The organism is Burkholderia sp. Se-20378, from assembly GCF_017104665.1.
Taxonomy (GTDB): domain Bacteria; phylum Pseudomonadota; class Gammaproteobacteria; order Burkholderiales; family Burkholderiaceae; genus Burkholderia; species Burkholderia lata.
Window position 1 is genome coordinate 1 of record NZ_JAAGPG010000162.1, and the last position, 16076, is coordinate 16076.

General features: G+C 64.2%; 17 protein-coding genes and 1 pseudogene. 5 read left to right on the forward strand and 13 right to left on the reverse strand.

What is annotated here, in order from left to right; genetic code table 11:
- The 3 genes and pseudogenes from G3N93_RS18370 to G3N93_RS18380 form a co-directional block, all read left to right on the forward strand.
- The coding region (locus G3N93_RS18370) for a CoA transferase (RefSeq protein WP_206133653.1) at positions 1-575 on the forward strand (575 nt) is incomplete at its 5' end.
- Between the two features lie 129 nt (positions 576-704).
- The gene (locus G3N93_RS18375; RefSeq protein ID WP_174940704.1) at positions 705-953 is read left to right on the forward strand and encodes a type II toxin-antitoxin system Phd/YefM family antitoxin; all 249 of its coding nucleotides are present in this window, start codon (positions 705-707) and stop codon (positions 951-953) included.
- Positions 946-1224, forward strand: a pseudogene (locus tag G3N93_RS18380) (type II toxin-antitoxin system RelE/ParE family toxin); the annotation flags it as partial. The gene G3N93_RS18375 and the pseudogene G3N93_RS18380, both read left to right, overlap by 8 nt.
- A 117-nt stretch (positions 1225-1341) precedes the next feature.
- Here G3N93_RS18380 and G3N93_RS18385 read toward each other — a convergent pair.
- Complete coding sequence (locus G3N93_RS18385) at positions 1342-1785, reverse strand: PaaI family thioesterase (protein ID WP_011353771.1); 444 nt, start codon at positions 1783-1785, stop codon at positions 1342-1344.
- Positions 1786-2068: 283 nt separating this feature from the next.
- On the opposite strand from G3N93_RS18385, the gene G3N93_RS18390 reads away from it, so the two are divergent.
- On the forward strand, positions 2069-3604 hold the full coding sequence (locus tag G3N93_RS18390) for a methyl-accepting chemotaxis protein (RefSeq protein WP_206133655.1): 1536 nt from the start codon (positions 2069-2071) through the stop codon (positions 3602-3604).
- Between the two features lie 118 nt (positions 3605-3722).
- Here the strand turns inward: G3N93_RS18390 and G3N93_RS18395 are convergent, their stop codons facing one another.
- From G3N93_RS18395 to G3N93_RS18450, 12 genes are all read right to left on the reverse strand, one after another.
- Positions 3723-4301: a TerD family protein gene (locus tag G3N93_RS18395; RefSeq protein ID WP_206133656.1), complete on the reverse strand. Its 579-nt coding sequence runs from the start codon at positions 4299-4301 to the stop codon at positions 3723-3725.
- A 32-nt stretch (positions 4302-4333) separates the two neighbouring features.
- Positions 4334-4909, reverse strand: a complete 576-nt coding sequence (locus tag G3N93_RS18400) for a TerD family protein (RefSeq protein ID WP_174941116.1) — start codon at positions 4907-4909, stop codon at positions 4334-4336.
- 28 nt (positions 4910-4937) lie between these two features.
- Positions 4938-5969: a TerC/Alx family metal homeostasis membrane protein gene (locus G3N93_RS18405; RefSeq protein ID WP_174941114.1), complete on the reverse strand. Its 1032-nt coding sequence runs from the start codon at positions 5967-5969 to the stop codon at positions 4938-4940.
- 11 nt (positions 5970-5980) lie between these two features.
- Entirely contained in the window at positions 5981-6430 is a 450-nt protein-coding gene (locus G3N93_RS18410) for a tellurite resistance TerB family protein (protein ID WP_206133657.1), read from the reverse strand.
- A gap of 48 nt (positions 6431-6478) precedes the next feature.
- Positions 6479-7687, reverse strand: coding sequence for a TerD family protein (locus tag G3N93_RS18415; protein ID WP_206133658.1), 1209 nt, complete (start codon positions 7685-7687; stop codon positions 6479-6481).
- Positions 7684-8277, reverse strand: coding sequence for a TerD family protein (locus G3N93_RS18420; RefSeq protein ID WP_174942097.1), 594 nt, complete (start codon positions 8275-8277; stop codon positions 7684-7686). The genes G3N93_RS18415 and G3N93_RS18420 overlap by 4 nt, the downstream gene beginning before the upstream one ends.
- A gap of 250 nt (positions 8278-8527) precedes the next feature.
- Entirely contained in the window at positions 8528-9478 is a 951-nt protein-coding gene (locus tag G3N93_RS18425) for an HpcH/HpaI aldolase/citrate lyase family protein (RefSeq protein WP_241026587.1), read from the reverse strand.
- A complete protein-coding gene (locus G3N93_RS18430; RefSeq protein WP_206133659.1) occupies positions 9475-10569 on the reverse strand; it encodes a cysteine protease StiP family protein in 1095 nt (364 codons plus the stop codon). Before G3N93_RS18430 ends, G3N93_RS18425 begins: the two co-directional genes overlap by 4 nt.
- Positions 10562-11320 (reverse strand): trehalose phosphatase, encoded by a 759-nt coding sequence (locus tag G3N93_RS18435; RefSeq protein ID WP_174986001.1) that lies wholly within the window; start codon positions 11318-11320, stop codon positions 10562-10564. The genes G3N93_RS18430 and G3N93_RS18435 overlap by 8 nt, the downstream gene beginning before the upstream one ends.
- Positions 11310-12437 (reverse strand): phosphoribosyltransferase domain-containing protein, encoded by a 1128-nt coding sequence (locus G3N93_RS18440; protein WP_206133660.1) that lies wholly within the window; start codon positions 12435-12437, stop codon positions 11310-11312. Before G3N93_RS18440 ends, G3N93_RS18435 begins: the two co-directional genes overlap by 11 nt.
- A gap of 440 nt (positions 12438-12877) precedes the next feature.
- Entirely contained in the window at positions 12878-14347 is a 1470-nt protein-coding gene (gabD, locus tag G3N93_RS18445; protein WP_174933328.1) for an NADP-dependent succinate-semialdehyde dehydrogenase, read from the reverse strand.
- Between the two features lie 92 nt (positions 14348-14439).
- Positions 14440-15723 (reverse strand): 4-aminobutyrate--2-oxoglutarate transaminase, encoded by a 1284-nt coding sequence (locus G3N93_RS18450; protein ID WP_174941090.1) that lies wholly within the window; start codon positions 15721-15723, stop codon positions 14440-14442.
- A gap of 126 nt (positions 15724-15849) precedes the next feature.
- Here G3N93_RS18450 and G3N93_RS18455 point away from each other — a divergent pair.
- On the forward strand, positions 15850-16076 hold a 227-nt coding region (locus G3N93_RS18455; RefSeq protein WP_206133661.1), incomplete at its 3' end, for a GntR family transcriptional regulator.

Genomic DNA, 16076 nt, shown 5'->3' on the forward strand with positions numbered 1-16076 from the left:
CGACCGTCGTCGGCGATGCGGGCGGCGCGCTCGGGCTTGCGTTCGGGATCGTCTGCGCGCTGTTCGACGTGCGCGGCGGCGGGCCCGGGCGCGTGGTCGACGGCGCGATCGTCGACATCGTGTCGATGCTCGGCTCGCTCGCGCTGTGGGCGCGCGCGAACGGGCAGCTCGACGGCGCGCAGCCGAGCCTCTTTCACGATGCGCCGTTCTACGACGTGTATCGCTGCGCGGATGGCGAATGCGTGACAATCGGTGCGCTCGAGCCGCCGTTCTATGCGCTGCTGGTCGAACGGCTCGGGCTGACCGACATCGATCCGGCGTCGCAGTACGACCGTGCGCGCTGGCCCGAGCTGAAGGCGCGTTTCGCCGACGTGTTCGCGCAGCGGCCGTCCGCGCATTGGCGTGAATTGCTCGAAGGCACCGACGCGTGTTTCGCGCCGCTGCTGAGCGTGGCCGACGCGGCCGCGCATCCGCACAACGCGGCGCGCGGGATCTATCGGACGGATGAGAACGGCAACGTGCGGGCGCGCGTGGCGCCGCGGTTTTTGCCGCTGGCGGGGGAGGGGGCGGAGTAGACGAGGCGGCATGCCGAGGTCGCCAAACCGGTGGCGAAATGTACTTCACTGAAAGGCTTCGCAAGCGGCGGGCGCCAATTTTGGTGCCAAATTAGATGCAACCGCCATTCTGCAAGAGAGGGAGCCGACATGCCTCGCACAATTCTGGCCGACTTTACCGCGAGCGTTTCAGATTTGAAGCGGAACCCGATAGGCACGGTCGCGGCGGGAGAAGGCTTCCCGGTCGCGATTCTGAATCGCAACGAGCCCGCGTTCTATTGCGTCCCGGCGAAGACGTGGGAGGTGATGGTCGAACGTCTGGAGGATAGCGAAGACAACGGGCTGGTCGACAAGCGCGCCAATGAGAGAGTCGTCAAAGTCAAGCTGAAGGACCTTTGAACTTCAATTTCACGAACCTGTGTTGAAGGCGTGGATGATGCTCGATCGGACCGTTCGCGATCAGTTCAAATCCCGGCTCGCCGAGCGGCTCGAGAATCCTCGGATTCCGTCTGCAAAGCTGCATGGCCATCCGGATCGCTACAAGATCAAGCTACGCAGCGTTGGTTACCGGCTCGTCTACGAAGTGCGCGATTCGGAAGTGCTCGTACGGGTTGTAGCAGTCGGTCGACGCGAGCGCGATACCGTCTTTCTTGCCGCGATAAAGCGATAGAACCACATGTACCGCACATGGGAGCGGCAAGCAGGCCCGCATGTCTGACCGCTCAACTCGACTACACGCTCATCGTCTTCTGGACGGAGGGGTGATCCTTCAAGCGCGGAGAACCGCTCACGCCGTTTCCTCCGGCGCATCCGGCATCTTGCCGTCGCCGACGCGGTTGATCGTGCCTTGCGCGATCGCGACGAGCCGCTCGTGATCGCCGTCGATGACGAACACATGACACTGGCAGGTCGCCTGGTGCCGCCCCGCGTAGACGAGCTTCGCGCGGGCGACGAGCGTGCCGTTCACTGCCGGCCGCAGGTAGTTGATCTTGTATTCCGCCGTGATCACGCGCGGGCCGAGCACGAGCGCGCCGGCGAACGTCAGCGCGTTGTCCGCGAGGTAGCTGATGACGCCGCCGTGCACGAAACCGTGCTGCTGCCGCAGTTCTTCACGCACGGGCAGGCACAGCGACACTTCGTTGTCGCCGATATGCATCAGCTCCGTGCCCAGCAGCATGCTGAACGGTTGCGCACGCAATGCGCCGCGCGCGTGGTCCGTGATGTCGGTCATCGACTTTCCTCGAAATGAGTGCCCGCTTGCGCTGAACTCTAGGAAGGGGGATGCGGATAAGCAAGGAAATTCGTCCGCATTTCGTGCAATTTTCGGCGCGATGCGACGCGATTATTGCGTCGAATGCCGTAGATTTCCCTGTTTGCGGGCGATTCCGCGGGAATGCGCGGGCAACGCGAACTTTGCCGTCGTCCGCCCTCGCCGGTCGCCCCTAAAGTCCGACGAAGAAATGCCGCTAATGCCGGGGCATTGCCTCATCGTCCGCTTTCCAGGAATCTCCCCCATGTTCGGAAAAATCAAGCTCGCGTCGGGTCTGCTCGGCGTGTTGACCGTGTTTTGCCTCTTCCTGTTCGCGATCGAGGCGCTCGGCTTCTGGGCGCTCAAGTCGACGCGCAGCGGCGTCGACGATCTGTCGAACGTCGCAATCACGCAGGTCGGCGCGGCCAGCCAGGCGACCCAGCAGCTGCTCGACGCGCGCATCAACCTGTCGCGCGCCGGCACGCGGATGGTGCGCGGCGGCCCGAAGCCGGAAGACATCATCCGCCATGCCGGCGCGTCGCTCGCGGAAGCCGACAAGGCGTTCGCCGCGCTGACGGCCGCGCAGCCGGTCGACGATGCCAACCGCGCGCGCGTCACGGCGCTCGCCGAGCGCTATCGCGCGCTGCGCGGCGCGCTGGGCGAACTCGTGCAGTTCCTCGACGCCGACAACATCCAGGCCTTCCTCGACCAGCCGACGCAGAGCATCCAGGACGCGTATATCGCCGAGCTGCGTCGCTTCACCGACTATGGCGGCGCATCGAGCCGCACCGCGCTCGACACGATCGACGGCGGCATGCTCTGGTTCAAGTCGGTCGGCATCGTGCTGCTGGTGGCGATGCTCGCGGCGAGCGCGGCGATCTACGCGGCCGCGCGGCGCGCGGTCGTCGCGCCGCTGGAAGAAGCCGGCCGCCATTTCGAGCGGATCGCGCAGGGCCGGCTCGATGAAGTCGTGCGGGCAGGCGGCGTGTTCGAGATCGACCGGATGCTGCGCGGCCTCGCCACGATGCAGACGAGCATTGCGGGCACCGTGCGCACGGTGCGCCACGCGTCCGACGCGATCCACCTCGGCGCGGGCGAAATCGCGGGCGGCAACGCCGACCTGTCGGCGCGTACGGGCACGCAGGCCGCGTCGCTGGAGGAAACGGCCGCGAGCATGGAGGAACTGACGGCGACCGTCCGGCAGAACACCGACAGCGCGCGCGCGGCGAGCGCGCTGGCCGACGCGGCGCTCGAGGCGACGAGCCACGGCGGCGGCGTGGTCGACAGCGTGATCGACCGGATGCGCGGCATCGCGCAGAGCTCGGGGCGGATCGCGGAGATCATTTCGGTGATCGACGGTATCGCGTTCCAGACCAACATCCTGGCGCTGAATGCGGCGGTGGAAGCCGCACGCGCAGGCGAACAGGGGCGCGGCTTCGCGGTCGTCGCGGGCGAAGTGCGTGCGCTCGCGCAGCGCAGCGCGAACGCGGCGAAGGAGATCAAGACGTTGATCGGTGCGAGCGTCGACCGCGTCGAGTCGGGCGCGCGGCGTGTGGACGAGGCGGGCAAGACGATGGAGGACATCGTCGCGCAGGTGAAGCGCGTGTCGGACCTGATCGCGGAGATCAGCTCGTCGACGGCCGAGCAGAGCACCGGCGTGTCGCAGGTCGACCAGGCGGTCGTGCATCTGGACAACATCACGCAGCAGAACGCGGCGCTGGTCGAGCAGAGCACGGCGGCGTCGGAGAGCCTGAAGCAGCAGGCGACGCGGTTGGTGGATGCGGTGAACGTGTTCCGGTGATCGCGGCTTGAACCGATGGTCGTCACGCTTTGCGACCGACCTCATGCGTGGAGTACGCCGTTCAGTTGTGAACTGAACGGCGTGATCGGCCAAGCCGGGGATTTTCCTGCCTTTTGGATTAACCGATGCTCACACCGTGAGCTTCTGCCAGAGGCTTCAGGCCACCCGTGAAACCTTGTCCGATCGCCTTGAACTTGAACTCGTCGTTGTGGCGATACAGCTCGCCGAAGATCATGGCGGTTTCCGTGGAGGCGTCTTCGGACAGGTCGTAGCGAGCGATTTCCTTGCTGTCGGCTTTGTTGACGACGCGGATATAGGCGTTGCTCACTTGGCCGAATGACTGCTTGCGGGCCTCGGCATCGTGAATCGTGACGGCGAACACCAGCTTCTTCACGTCGGCCGCCAGGCCGGTGAGCTTCACGTTGACCTGCTCGTCGTCGCCTTCGCCCTGGCCGGAACGATTGTCGCCCAGGTGCTCGACGGAACCGTCGGCGGACTTCTTGTTGTTGTAGAAGATGAAGCTGGCGTCGCTCAGGACTTTGCCGCTTTCCCCGGTGACGAAGATCGACGCGTCGAGGTCGAACTCGGTGCCGTCGGTGACGCGCGGGTCCCAGCCCAGGCCGATGACGACTTCGCTCAGGCCCGGGGCCTCTTTCGACAGGGAGACGTTACCGCCTTTGGACAGACTGACAGCCATGGTGTGATTCCTTGTTCAGGTGAGGAGACCGTTCAGAAGTTCATGCCGTAGCCGTTGGCCACAGCACGCAGGCCGCCGGCGTAGCCTTGGCCAACGGCGCGGAATTTCCACTCGCCGCTGCTGCGGTACAACTCCGCGAAGATCATTGCGGTTTCGGTGGAGGCGTCTTCCGCCAGGTCGTAGCGGACCACCTCTGCACCGGAGGTCTCGTTCACGACGCGGATGAACGAATTGCTGACCTGGCCGAAGTTCTGCTTGCGCGCTTCGGCGTCGTGGATGGTGACCGTGAAGGCGATCTTGTCGATATCGGCCGGAACGCGGCTCAGGTCGACCTTGAGGACTTCGTCATCGCCGTCGCCAGCGCCGGTACGGTTGTCGCCGGTATGTTCGACAGAACCGTCCTGGCTGCGCAATTGGTTGTAGAAGATGAAGTCGGCTTCACCGCGGACTTTGCCGTTGGCCCCCAGCAGGAACGCGCTGGCGTCCAGATCGAATTCGGTGCCATCGGTCGCGCGTGGGTCCCAGCCCAGGCCAACCAGGATCCTGGTCAGGCTCGGATCGGTTTTGGAAAGCGAGAGGTTGCCGCCTTTTTGAAGAGTCAGTGCCATGAAAACAGCTCCTTTGGGTTGTGACGGGTTACTGATTTTCGGCTTGCGCTTCTTCCTTTTTCGGGAAGATCACGCTGGCCAGGATTCCGATAGCCAGGACTATCAGTACGATGAGCAGGCTGGTGTTCGGGGAGATGCTGATGCCGTGGTGGAACAGATGGTCGGTCGCGTTCAAGCCCAGCTTCGCTGCGATGAAGAACAGCAATACGATCACTGCCTTTTCCAGATGCACCACGTAGCGCTTCAGCGCTTCCAGGACGAAATACAGGGTGCGAAGGCCAAGGATTGCGAACAGCATCGCCGAGTAGACGATCAAAGGTTCGCGGCTGACCGCAATGACGGCCGGGACCGAGTCGAACGCGAACAGGACGTCGGACACTTCGATCACCACCAGGCAGAGGAACAGCGGGGTGGCGAAGAGGTTGCCTTTCGCCGCCAGGCTCTTGTCGTTCCCGGCCGTCCGTACTTCCGCCTCGAGCGTCTTGCGGCTCACGAAGAAGTTGTGGCCGTGCAGCCTGGGCCATACGGGGAAGAGTTTTTTCGCGAAGCGGCAAGCAAGATGCTGCGAGTAATCCTTCTCCTCGTCATCGTCGTCACCGCCCTTGAGCATCATGACGGCGGTCCACGCGACGATCAGCGCGAAGACGATCTCGACCCACGGGCCGAATGCCAGCAGGCCGGTACCGATGACGACAAAGACACCGCGGAACACGATGGCCCCGATGATGCCCCAGTGCAGGATGCGGTGACGCATGCCGTCCGGGACCTTGAACCAGGCGAAGATCGCCATGAAGACGAACAGGTTGTCGACGGAGAGGACCTTCTCCAGTGCATAACCGGTAAGGAACAGGCTGGCCACTTCCGCGCCATGCTGCACGTACAGGAAGCCGGCGAATGCAAGGGAGATGGCCACCCAGAATACCGACCAGATGGACGCACGGGCGAGGGTGATCGGTTTGTCGTCGCGGTGGGTAACCATGTCCAGCAGCAGGGCGGCCAGCGCCAGCCCGACGAATACGGCCATGGTCAACGGCGGAAAGCCAATGGGTGTCGTTTCCACGTTTCGGTTTCCTACAGTTCGAAGTCAACCGGGTTCAAGCCGAGTTCCAGGCAGATCAGGCGGCAAGCCGCTTTTTCCTTGTCGTCGAAATGACCGTCGGATGCGCCAATGGCACAGGCCACGCGCACCAGCAAGCGGGCTTCTCCGTCCTTGCCCTTGATCTTGCCGATGGCCTTCAGCGCTTCGGCTTGGCCGATCTGGAAATCGAATTCGAACTTGCCGCAGGCGTCGCTGAACACCTTGATCACGTCGTTCAGGTTGAAGACCTTCAATTCCGGCGAGTTGTTGATGAAGCCGACCATCTTCAGCTTCTCTTCGGATTTGATCTCGCCATCCGCGGCGGAGATCAGCGCGCAAGCATTGGCGGTTGCCTCCATGAACGTCCGGTTCTTGAATTTGGCGACTTCGATGGTCAAGGTTTCGCGGGCTTTGGTCGCGTTGGTTTTCAGCCAATCGAGCATGTGTTTTCTCTCAGTGAGCGGGGCCGGACGGCCCCGCCGGGTCAATGGTTACTTGGAGCCGGCTTTCCAGCGCATACCCCAGCCGTAGGCACGATCCATTTCCTCGTGTCCGGGATGGAAGTCGACGCGACGCGAGACCTTGACGGCCCCGTTCACGTTTTCAAGCAGGGCAATTGCACACATGCCGTGGCGGCCTCCCTCCTCGTTCATGCGAACTTCGATTTCGGACTGGCCAGGCACGAAAATGGTTACCACACCGTCAGTTGCCTTCCAGTTCGGAGCGCCGTCGTAGATGAACGCGAAAATCAGGATGCGTTCGATCTTGTTCCACTGTTGCCCGTTGATGCGAAGCCACTCGCCATCGGCGACCGAGCCCGTACGGTCATCTCCCATCAGCTGGATGTAGGGCTCCTCCCGCAGGTCGCCGAAACGCTTGCCGAGCGCCTGCACGGCCCCTTTGAGTCCGTCCTGCATTTCAAACAGGCAACCCAGGTCCAGATCGATGGCACCGCGTTTTCCCAGGAAGCCGCCGAGCAGGCCACTCGTACCCTGGTTCCAGTTCAGGTTCACCTTGATTTCACCGAAGCCGGCAGCGGTCTTCTCCAGACTGATGCTGGGGCGCGATTTGTCGAGCGTGATTTTGCTGAGTCGGATCGTGGACGTCGGCGCGCCAGGCGGTACGGGTGCGAGCGCCGGCGTCGATACGGGTGCCGGGGGCGGCACGGAAGAGCTCTGCGCCGGGCTACCGGAAGGCGTGGCAATGTCGACGCCGAAGTGCTTTGCCAGCGGCTCCAGACCGCCGGCAAAGCCTTGTGCGACACAGCGGAATTTCCACGCGTCCTGACGGCGATAAAACTCCCCGAGGATCAGCGCAGTCTCGTTCATCCCGGCAGTCGGAATTTGCGCCTCGATTCCTCCCGTAACGGCCACTGCCAGCATCGAAACGCGGTCGAAGGTCGCCTTGTTCTCGTGGATGGTCGCGGTGAGCGCGACTTTCTCGACGGCCGGGTCGATCCGCCCGAGATCCACGGTGAACGTTGCCCGGCCGGCCGTCGTGGTGGTCAACTGAACCGCGCCACCCAGGACGCTGGTTTGGCCGTAGAAGCACATGTCGCCATCGCCCCGGACTTTCGCGGCAGCGCTGAGCGCGAATGCGGAGATATCGATCTCCGCGCCTGGAATCGGAGCGAAGTTGATGTCCACACGCAATTGACCGGTGGCAACCGGCGCATTTCCGCCAGGTACCAGTGTCGTCATGCTCGCACCGCCTGAATCGCCAGATTGACGAGATCGTCCGCGGTGCGGCCGTGGGTGGACTGGCCGATTGCCTTGAATTCCCAGCCGCCGCCGCCACGGCTGAGGCTTGCCATGACGACACCGGTGTGGCGACCTTTCTCCGCCAGGTTGAAGCGCGCCAGCTCCTGGTTTTTCGAGTCGTCGAGGATGCGGCAGTAGGCATTTTCGACTTGGTCGAAAGTCTGACCACGGAAGCTGTTGACGGTGAACACCAGGTACTGGATGGTGCCCGGCAGGCGCTGCAGGTCGACGTGGATGGTTTCATCGTCGCCATCCCCTTCACCCGTCAGGTTATCGCCGGAGTGCTCGATGGCGCCGTCCCTGGATTCCAGTTGTCGGAACCAGACCAGATCGACGGATTTCATGTCGCCGTCCAGCAGGATGCAGGAAGCATCCAGATCGATGTCGTTGCTGCCGCCACCCAGCATCTTCGAGAAGAAGCCACCGGACTTCACCGGGTCCCAACCCAGGCCCAGACTAATCGAGGTCAAGCCACGACCGGCGGTTTTTTCCAGCGAGATGCTCTGATTCTTGCTCAGGGTGAGTGCCATCTTTACGCTCCTTGTTGATCTTCAGTGTTTTGTGTTCGAGCGAGGGATCGGACGGAGTCACATTCCCCAGCTTTGCTAAACCGCGAGCGGTTTTGCCGCCACACGGGAAAAGAGTCGCCATGGTTCGTCTTGCGCGACAGCTGCCGACTCTTGATCCGGACGCAAGTTGCCGCTGCCGCCGGGCCGACATCGAGTCGGCGAGCAGTAGACCGTGCTCCTTTGGGGGCAGCCTCACGCATTGCCACGCTCATCAGCCGGCCTCCGCCAGTCGGACGCCGTGCTCGCTACTACTCGGGGCGGTGGGCCTCACGCCGTGCCACTTGGCGCGTTCGAGGATGTTGACCGCCCACTTGTAGTGGGTTGCCGGCTCACACATCGCGTCGTTGTGCTTGAAAACGGCAGGGGCCGCCTCGTTGACGATCAGCCTGGCGCAATTGAAGTCATCGAGGCTCACGCGCAGCGCCTCCTGAATGATGCGAATCTGGCTCGGGTGAATGGCCGTCTTCCCTACCAGGCCATGAGCGATGTCCAGTTCCAGCTCCTCGTTCAGGAGATGGGGAGTAGCGAGTTGCTCGAATACGGGTGCGGTCAGGGCAAAGCCCTGAGCCCCCATGATTCCGGCAAGCATGGGGATCACGTAGCTGATGGGCGTGCTGTAGATCGTGGTGGCCGGATTGCGCCGCAGGCCAAGACACCCCATCAGGTCGTTGCCGCCGATTCGCAGCGCGATGATGCGTCGGTTCAGGTTGGCCTTCAGGGCCGAGCCAAGCTCTACCATTGCGCCCGGGTCATAGACGTCGGCCGTTTCCAGTGTCGGCATGAGGTACAGGTCAGGATGACTGACCGCGTGCTCCCACGACGAAAGGGATTGCAGGGTCAACTTGGGTACGACGAACCCGTCGACGTGCTTCATCAGCGGCCAGTCGTTCAGCACCGCCGCCATTGCGGCATCACGTGGCCGAACGAACAACAAGGGACCGGATTCGACGCGCCCTCCCCGGGCATCGATATTCGTGAGGAGCGCCTGCAGGTTCGCCAGCGCGCTTTCGACGTCGATTGCCGCCACCGCGTCTTCCAGACAGACCACCAGCGAGCGCAGCTCCGGGATCCTGGTGCCGGAAACCACATCGAGGATGTCGCTGCGGGTGGCCGGCATGTACAGAGTCGCCCCGAGGGCGAATGGAGAAATGGTCTTAATCAATTCGCATTCCGAATGATTGTTGCCGCGCGATACGGGCCCAGATCGGTGCCCGCTTCCTCTACTGTCACGCCCGCGCGTTCGGTGAGGTGCAACAGCAACTGAACGTCGCTGTCATCGCGGTCACGTACCAGTACGCGATCCGGTACACGGCGCAGGACCGCTCGGGTTGCCTCGGCGATACCCGGTTTCACGCGGTTCAGGTTGCCGATGTCGAAGCGGGTCGCCAGCGCGGACACTACGTTGTCCGCGGACGCCTGGAGTGTCAGTCGCTGATCGTTGGTCCATGGAACGGCGGGACGAGCGTCTGCCAGCGCCCGACGTTCGGCATCGATCCTGTCGATGAACTCGCGCGTGACATCGTGTTCGCGCAGGTGTTCGTAGACCACGCAACCATGCAGGCCGCCTTGAGCCGGCCAGATGGTGCGGGACACCAGCCCGGAAACGGTTGCACCGAGAATGCCGGACGGAATTGTCCAGTCTTGCGCGGAGGCAGCCAGCCATGCGCGGCCGCACGGATCTGCCAGGACCACGAGGCGCGGACCTTCAGGGAAGCGCGAGTCGTCCGCCAGGGTCCGTGCGAGTTCGCCGGAAATGGCACCTTTGCCGGTCCAGCCATCGACGAAGACGATGTTTTCGGCGCCATGCAACCGGATGATGGCTTCCAGCGCAACCGTGTCGATCCCGCGATCGCGAATGATGCTGATCCCGTAGTGGCGAGCGTCGCGCCCCGTCTCCACGAGTGCCCGGCGCAGCAGCACGCCAAGCGGCAGGCCGGCGCGAACAAATGAGACCAGGGCGATGTCCGGCCCGGTGTAAGCGCCACTCAGCGCCATCGCCAGGGACTGCACATCCGAAGCCATGCGGACGCCGTTCTGCACCAGCGCGCGGGCGTAAAGGCGCTTGTGCACGTCGGTGGGAGCCTGCTCGAGGCCGATCATTTCCGAGTAATGCTTTTGATTCGTCTGAATCAGACGCTCCTTCTCCTCGACGTCGGTGACGCTCATCCGCACGTGTCGCAGCAGGAAGTGCACATCGTCGGGGGCGTAGCTGCCGCTGCCGACGGTGTTCAGGCTCGCGAGGCGATTACCCATGGATCGTCCCCGTCACCCAGTTCGCAAGCTGGCTGCGCGCCGGTGTCGCCCACATGTGGCAGAGGTCCATGTACCCCAGATCGGTGATGCTGTCGCCGAAGCCCAGGACCGGTCGCTCGCCGTGGAGCTCGCGGTCGCGGCGCAGCCACTCGTGAACGGCCGCGCGCTTGGCCAGCCCCGTTGGCAGGAAGGCGAGGTTGTTGCCGTTCGCGTGAACGTGCATGCCGTCCAGCATGCGCCGGGACCGAACTTCGGCCAGCACCTCGGCGAGCACCGAGTCGTCGGACTCGTTGTGCTTGACCACCACGTAATGGCGCAAGCCCTCTTCTTCCACCACCCAGCCGCGGAGCGCGTAGCCGAGTGCCTTGCCGATCTCCAGCGTGGCCTCGCTGAGTGCCGGCAGTCGGTCCTGAACGCTCCGGAGGGCCTCGACCATTTGCCCGTGCCAGCTTCGATCGAGTGATCCGTCGGGACGGAGCATGACGCCCCCATGCGAGCAGATTGCGCCTTCGACGAAGGGAAGCTTGACGCGGCCGTATGCCTCCACGCTGCGCGCGGTGACCGGAACGACGTCGGCGGTGGCCAGCAGCCACGTGATGAATGCGTGCTGGACCGGGTCCATGAAGCCGTTCGGCTGACCGTGCACATCCAGCGTGGCCGTCGATCGCGGGACGCCTTCCGCCATCTTGCGGGCGGTCTGGAACAGGGTGTCGTCGAGGTCGACGAATGCCAGGGGGCGATTACCGCTCATCGACGATCACCTCGGCTTTCAGTGCGTCGACGAGTTCTGCAGGCAGGGCCTGGGAGGGGGTTTCCGTGCAGATCAGGACCCGGTCGAACTGGCCGGGCCGCACGTTGTAGAGGAAGTTCGGAATACCGAGGCCGTAGTTGTCGGGGAACGACAGCGCGTGCCCGATCGCGTGGCCCAGCGCGATGGGGGACCGGGTGGTCGAGCTGAAGTGGACATCCGCGCCGGATCGCTCCAGGCGTTCCGCCAGCAGAAAAGGACGCCAGACGAACTCGCCGGTACCGACGACAATGACTTTCTCGCCGGGCTGGACCTGAATTTCCGGCGCGAGCGTATCGTCCACATCCCGAACGCCCAGACGTCCCCAGTCGTTGCGGGGCGAGAGAGGCCATTCGCCCATGGAAACGGCGCCGACGTTCGGCATCTCGGGGAGGGGCGCGGACCGATCCTCGTGGAACTGGTAGGAGCCGGTCAGCAGCGATACCGCGGTGACCGGTTCCCCGATGGATTGACGAACGGTACCGGCAGTCCAGTCGGTCAGGACGCAAGTAACCACGCGCTGGACGTTGCCCAGACCCGCTTCGACCAGCGCGCGGTGCAGGTTCACGAAGGTCTTGCCGGTGGAGGCTTCGTCATCCACCAGGACCAGCGATCGCGCCTTCAGCATCAGGTCACGGATCTCGGGATCGACCGGCAAGTGGATCAGATGAGCGCTCGCATGGCTGTGTTCTTCCTCGAATCGAGCGAAGACGTCGGTGCCGAGCGGATGACGCGTACTGGTGAGGTACACGCTGTCAGGGCGGCCGGCACGATAGGCGCGGTGCACGCCGGCACCGAGACCCACTGCGGTTTCGGCCATGCCGATCACCAGTACCGGTCCGGGCAGGTCGGCCGGAATTTCGGCAGCCAGGCGCTCGAAGCTGGCCGCCATGATCGACGGGCGCGCCGGGATGTGACGGCCCAGGACCTTGGAAACGAAGAGGAATGCTCGCCTGGGATTCCGGCGCTCTGCGAAGCCGAACAGGTTCGCAGGGGGCAGGGCGGCAGCGTCGACTTTGATCTCGAGCAGCCCCCGCTTGAGTTGGGCGCGCAGGCACGTTGGTCCTACGTGGCTTTCCATGAACAGCATCCTCGTTTGGCGTGGCTCGAAGATCCACGACGACCGCCTGCGCCTGGTGCCCAGTCGTTCAGACTGGGCTCGCGCCGGGCGCCGGCACCCTCGGTTCGGCATCCCGAAACCTTTCAAAATGAAATTGAATCGTATCAAATTTGAAAGGTTAGTGCGTGCACGCTTGTGCCGATATCGCGAGGGCTTTTGTTTTTCGGTTTTGTTCGGGAGGATGGGCTTTGCGGGCGTGGCGCGGCCTGATGGCGACGGTCAGCCGTTCGACCCAAGCCGATGCTGGGATCGCAGTGCCGTGAAAGCGGAGAGGAGGGGGAAGCGGTGAGGAGGGGAGGAGATGACGCGGGCACGACGGAGAGGGACGCCGGCCCGCGTCGGCCCGCCCGGTTCCGGCCGGGCGGTCAGGGCCTGTCACCGAAGTGCCAGGCCCTGAACCGTCAGACGGCGAGGCAGAGGTACTTGATCACGACGTAGTCGTCGATGCCGTAGTGCGAGCCTTCGCGGCCGAGGCCCGACTGCTTCACGCCACCGAACGGTGCGACTTCGTTCGAGATCAGGCCCGTGTTCACGCCGACCATCCCGTATTCGAGCGCTTCCGCCACCTTCCACACGCGGCCGATGTCGCGGCTGTAGAAGTACGCGGCGAGGCCGAACTCGGTGTCGTTCGCGAGGCGGATCACTTCGTCGTCGCTGCCGAACTTGAACAGCGGCGCGAGCGGCCCGAACGTCTCTTCCTTCGCGACCTTCATCGCCGGCGTGACACCCGTCAGCACGGTCGGCTCGAAGAAGCCGTGGCCAAGTGCGTGGCGCTTGCCGCCCGTCACGACGGTCGCACCCTTCGCGAGCGCGTCCTCGATGTGCGCCTCGACCTTCAGCACGGCTGCTTCGTTGATCAGCGGACCTTGCGTGACGCCCGGCTCCGTACCGCGGCCGACCTTCAACTGGCCGACGGCTGCCGCGAGCTTCTGCGCGAACTGGTCGTACACGGCTTCATGCACGTAGAAGCGGTTCGTGCACACGCAGGTCTGGCCGCTGTTGCGGTACTTCGATGCGATCGCGCCCTGCACGGCCGCATCGAGGTCGGCGTCGTCGAACACGATGAACGGTGCATTGCCGCCGAGCTCCAGCGACACCTTCTTGACCGTCGCCGCGCACTGCGACATCAGCAGGCGGCCGACCGGCGTCGAGCCGGTGAACGACAGCTTGCGCACGATCGGGTTCGACGTCATCTCGCCGCCGATCGCCTTCGGGTCGCCCGTGACGACGCTGAACACGCCCGCCGGCACGCCCGCGCGCTCGGCCAGCACGGCCATCGCGAGTGCGGAGAACGGCGTCGCCTCGGCCGGCTTCACGACGATCGGGCAGCCTGCGGCGAGTGCCGGGCCAACCTTGCGCGTGATCATCGCCGCCGGGAAGTTCCACGGCGTGATCGCCGCGCACACGCCGATCGCTTCCTTCGTTACGACGATGCGCTTGTCGCTCGCCGGCGTCGGGATCGTGTCGCCGTACACGCGCTTGCCTTCTTCCGCGAACCATTCGAGGAACGATGCGGCATAACCGATCTCGCCCTTCGCTTCCGCCAGCGACTTGCCCTGCTCGGTCGTCAGGATCAGCGCGAGGTCGTCGGCGTTTTCCATCATCAGGTCGTGCCACTTGCGCAGGACGACCGCGCGTTCCTTCGCGGTCTTCTTGCGCCACGCCGGCCATGCGGCGTTCGCGGCTTCGATCGCGTGACGCGTTTCGGCCGTGCCCATCGCCGGCACGGTGCCGAGGAGGCCGCCGGTCGCCGGGTTGCGGACTTCGAACGTCTCGCCGTTCGTCGCGCCTTGCCATTCGCCATTGACGTACGCCTGCTGGCGGAACAGCGACGGGTCTTTCAGTGCCAGGGTTTCCTGAACAGTGCTCATATGAATCACCTGCTTCGAAAAGGACGGATGAAACGGCCGCCGCCGTCACGAAGACGGCGGCGGCGCATTCAGTTGATGAAGTCGACGGAAACTCAGGCCGGCACGCCGACCGTTTCCTTCAGCACTTCCTCGAGGATCACGAGGGCTTCGTCGAACACGGCTTGCGGGATCGTCAGCGGGAACAGGAAGCGCACGACGTTCGAGTACACGCCGCACACGAGCAGCAGCAGGCCGCGCTCGAGCGCACGCGTCTGCACGCGCTTCGTGAATTCCGCATCCGGCTCGCCCGAGCCCGGCTTCAGGAACTCGACCGCGATCATCGCGCCCGGGCCGCGCACGTCGGCGATCTGCGGCACGTCGGCCTGCAATGCGTTCAGCTTCGCCTTCAGCGCGTCGCCGAATTGCGTCGCGCGCTCGCACAGCTTCTCTTCGTCGATGATCTCGAGCACTGCGTGCGCCGATGCGACGGCCAGCGGGTTGCCCGCGTACGTGCCGCCGAGGCCGCCAGGCGCTGCCGCGTCCATCACTTCCGCACGGCCGACGACGCCCGACAGCGGCATGCCGCCCGCGAGGCTCTTCGCCATCGTGATCAGGTCGGCCAGCACGTCGTAGTGCTGCATCGCGAACAGCTTGCCGGTACGCGCGAAGCCCGTCTGGACTTCGTCGGCGATCAGCAGGATGCCGTGCTCGTTACAGATCTTGCGCAGTGCGCGTACGAACTCGGCCGGCGCCGCGTAGAAGCCGCCTTCGCCCTGGACCGGTTCGAAGATGATCGCGGCGACGCGCTTCGGATCGATGTCGGCCTTGAACAGCATCTCGATCGCCTTGATCGAGTCGGCGGTCGTCACGCCGTGCACGGCGTTCGGGTACGGGGCGTGGAACACGTCGCCCGGGAACGGGCCGAAGTTCAGCTTGTACGGCGCGACCTTGCCGGTCAGCGCCATGCCCATCATCGTGCGGCCGTGGAAGCCGCCCGAGAAGGCGATGACGCCCGGACGGCCGGTCGCTGCACGCGCGATCTTGATCGCGTTCTCGACGGCTTCCGCGCCGGTCGTGAAGAACGCGGTCTTCTTCGGGAAATCGCCCGGCGCGCGTGCGTTGATCTTTTCAGCCAGTTCGACGTACGACGCGTACGGGACGATCTGGTAAGCGGTGTGCGTGAAGTTGTTCAGCTGATCCGCGATCGCCTTGACGATCTTCGGGTGGCGGTGGCCGGTGTTCAGCACCGCGATGCCGGCGGCGAAATCGATGAAGCGGCGGCCTTCGACATCCCACAGTTCCGCGTTCTCGGCGCGGGCTGCGTAGAAATCGCACATCACGCCAACGCCGCGCGGGGTGGCGGCGTTCTTGCGGGCCTGCAGGTCGGCATTCTTCACGGTCATCTCCTTGATGTTCTTTCCGGTGAGTAGAAAATCGGGCGCTTCGACAGCCCATGGAGGCGACTATAATCACATTTGGCTCTGGCAATCAGAGCCATTTCAATAAATATTCAGGAGCCAATCATGCGCGCGAGCGTGTTGTCGGACTGGCTGGCGCAGCGCCTCGTGCGCGGCGGCGAACAGCCGATCTACCGGCAGCTTCACCGGCTGCTGCAACAGGCGATCCTGTCGCGCGAACTGCCGGCCGGCACGCGCGTGCCGTCGTCGCGGCTCCTGGCCGCCGAGCTCGGGATCGCGCGCAATACGGTCACGCAGGTTTACGAACAGCTTGCGCTCGAAGGCTACGTGAA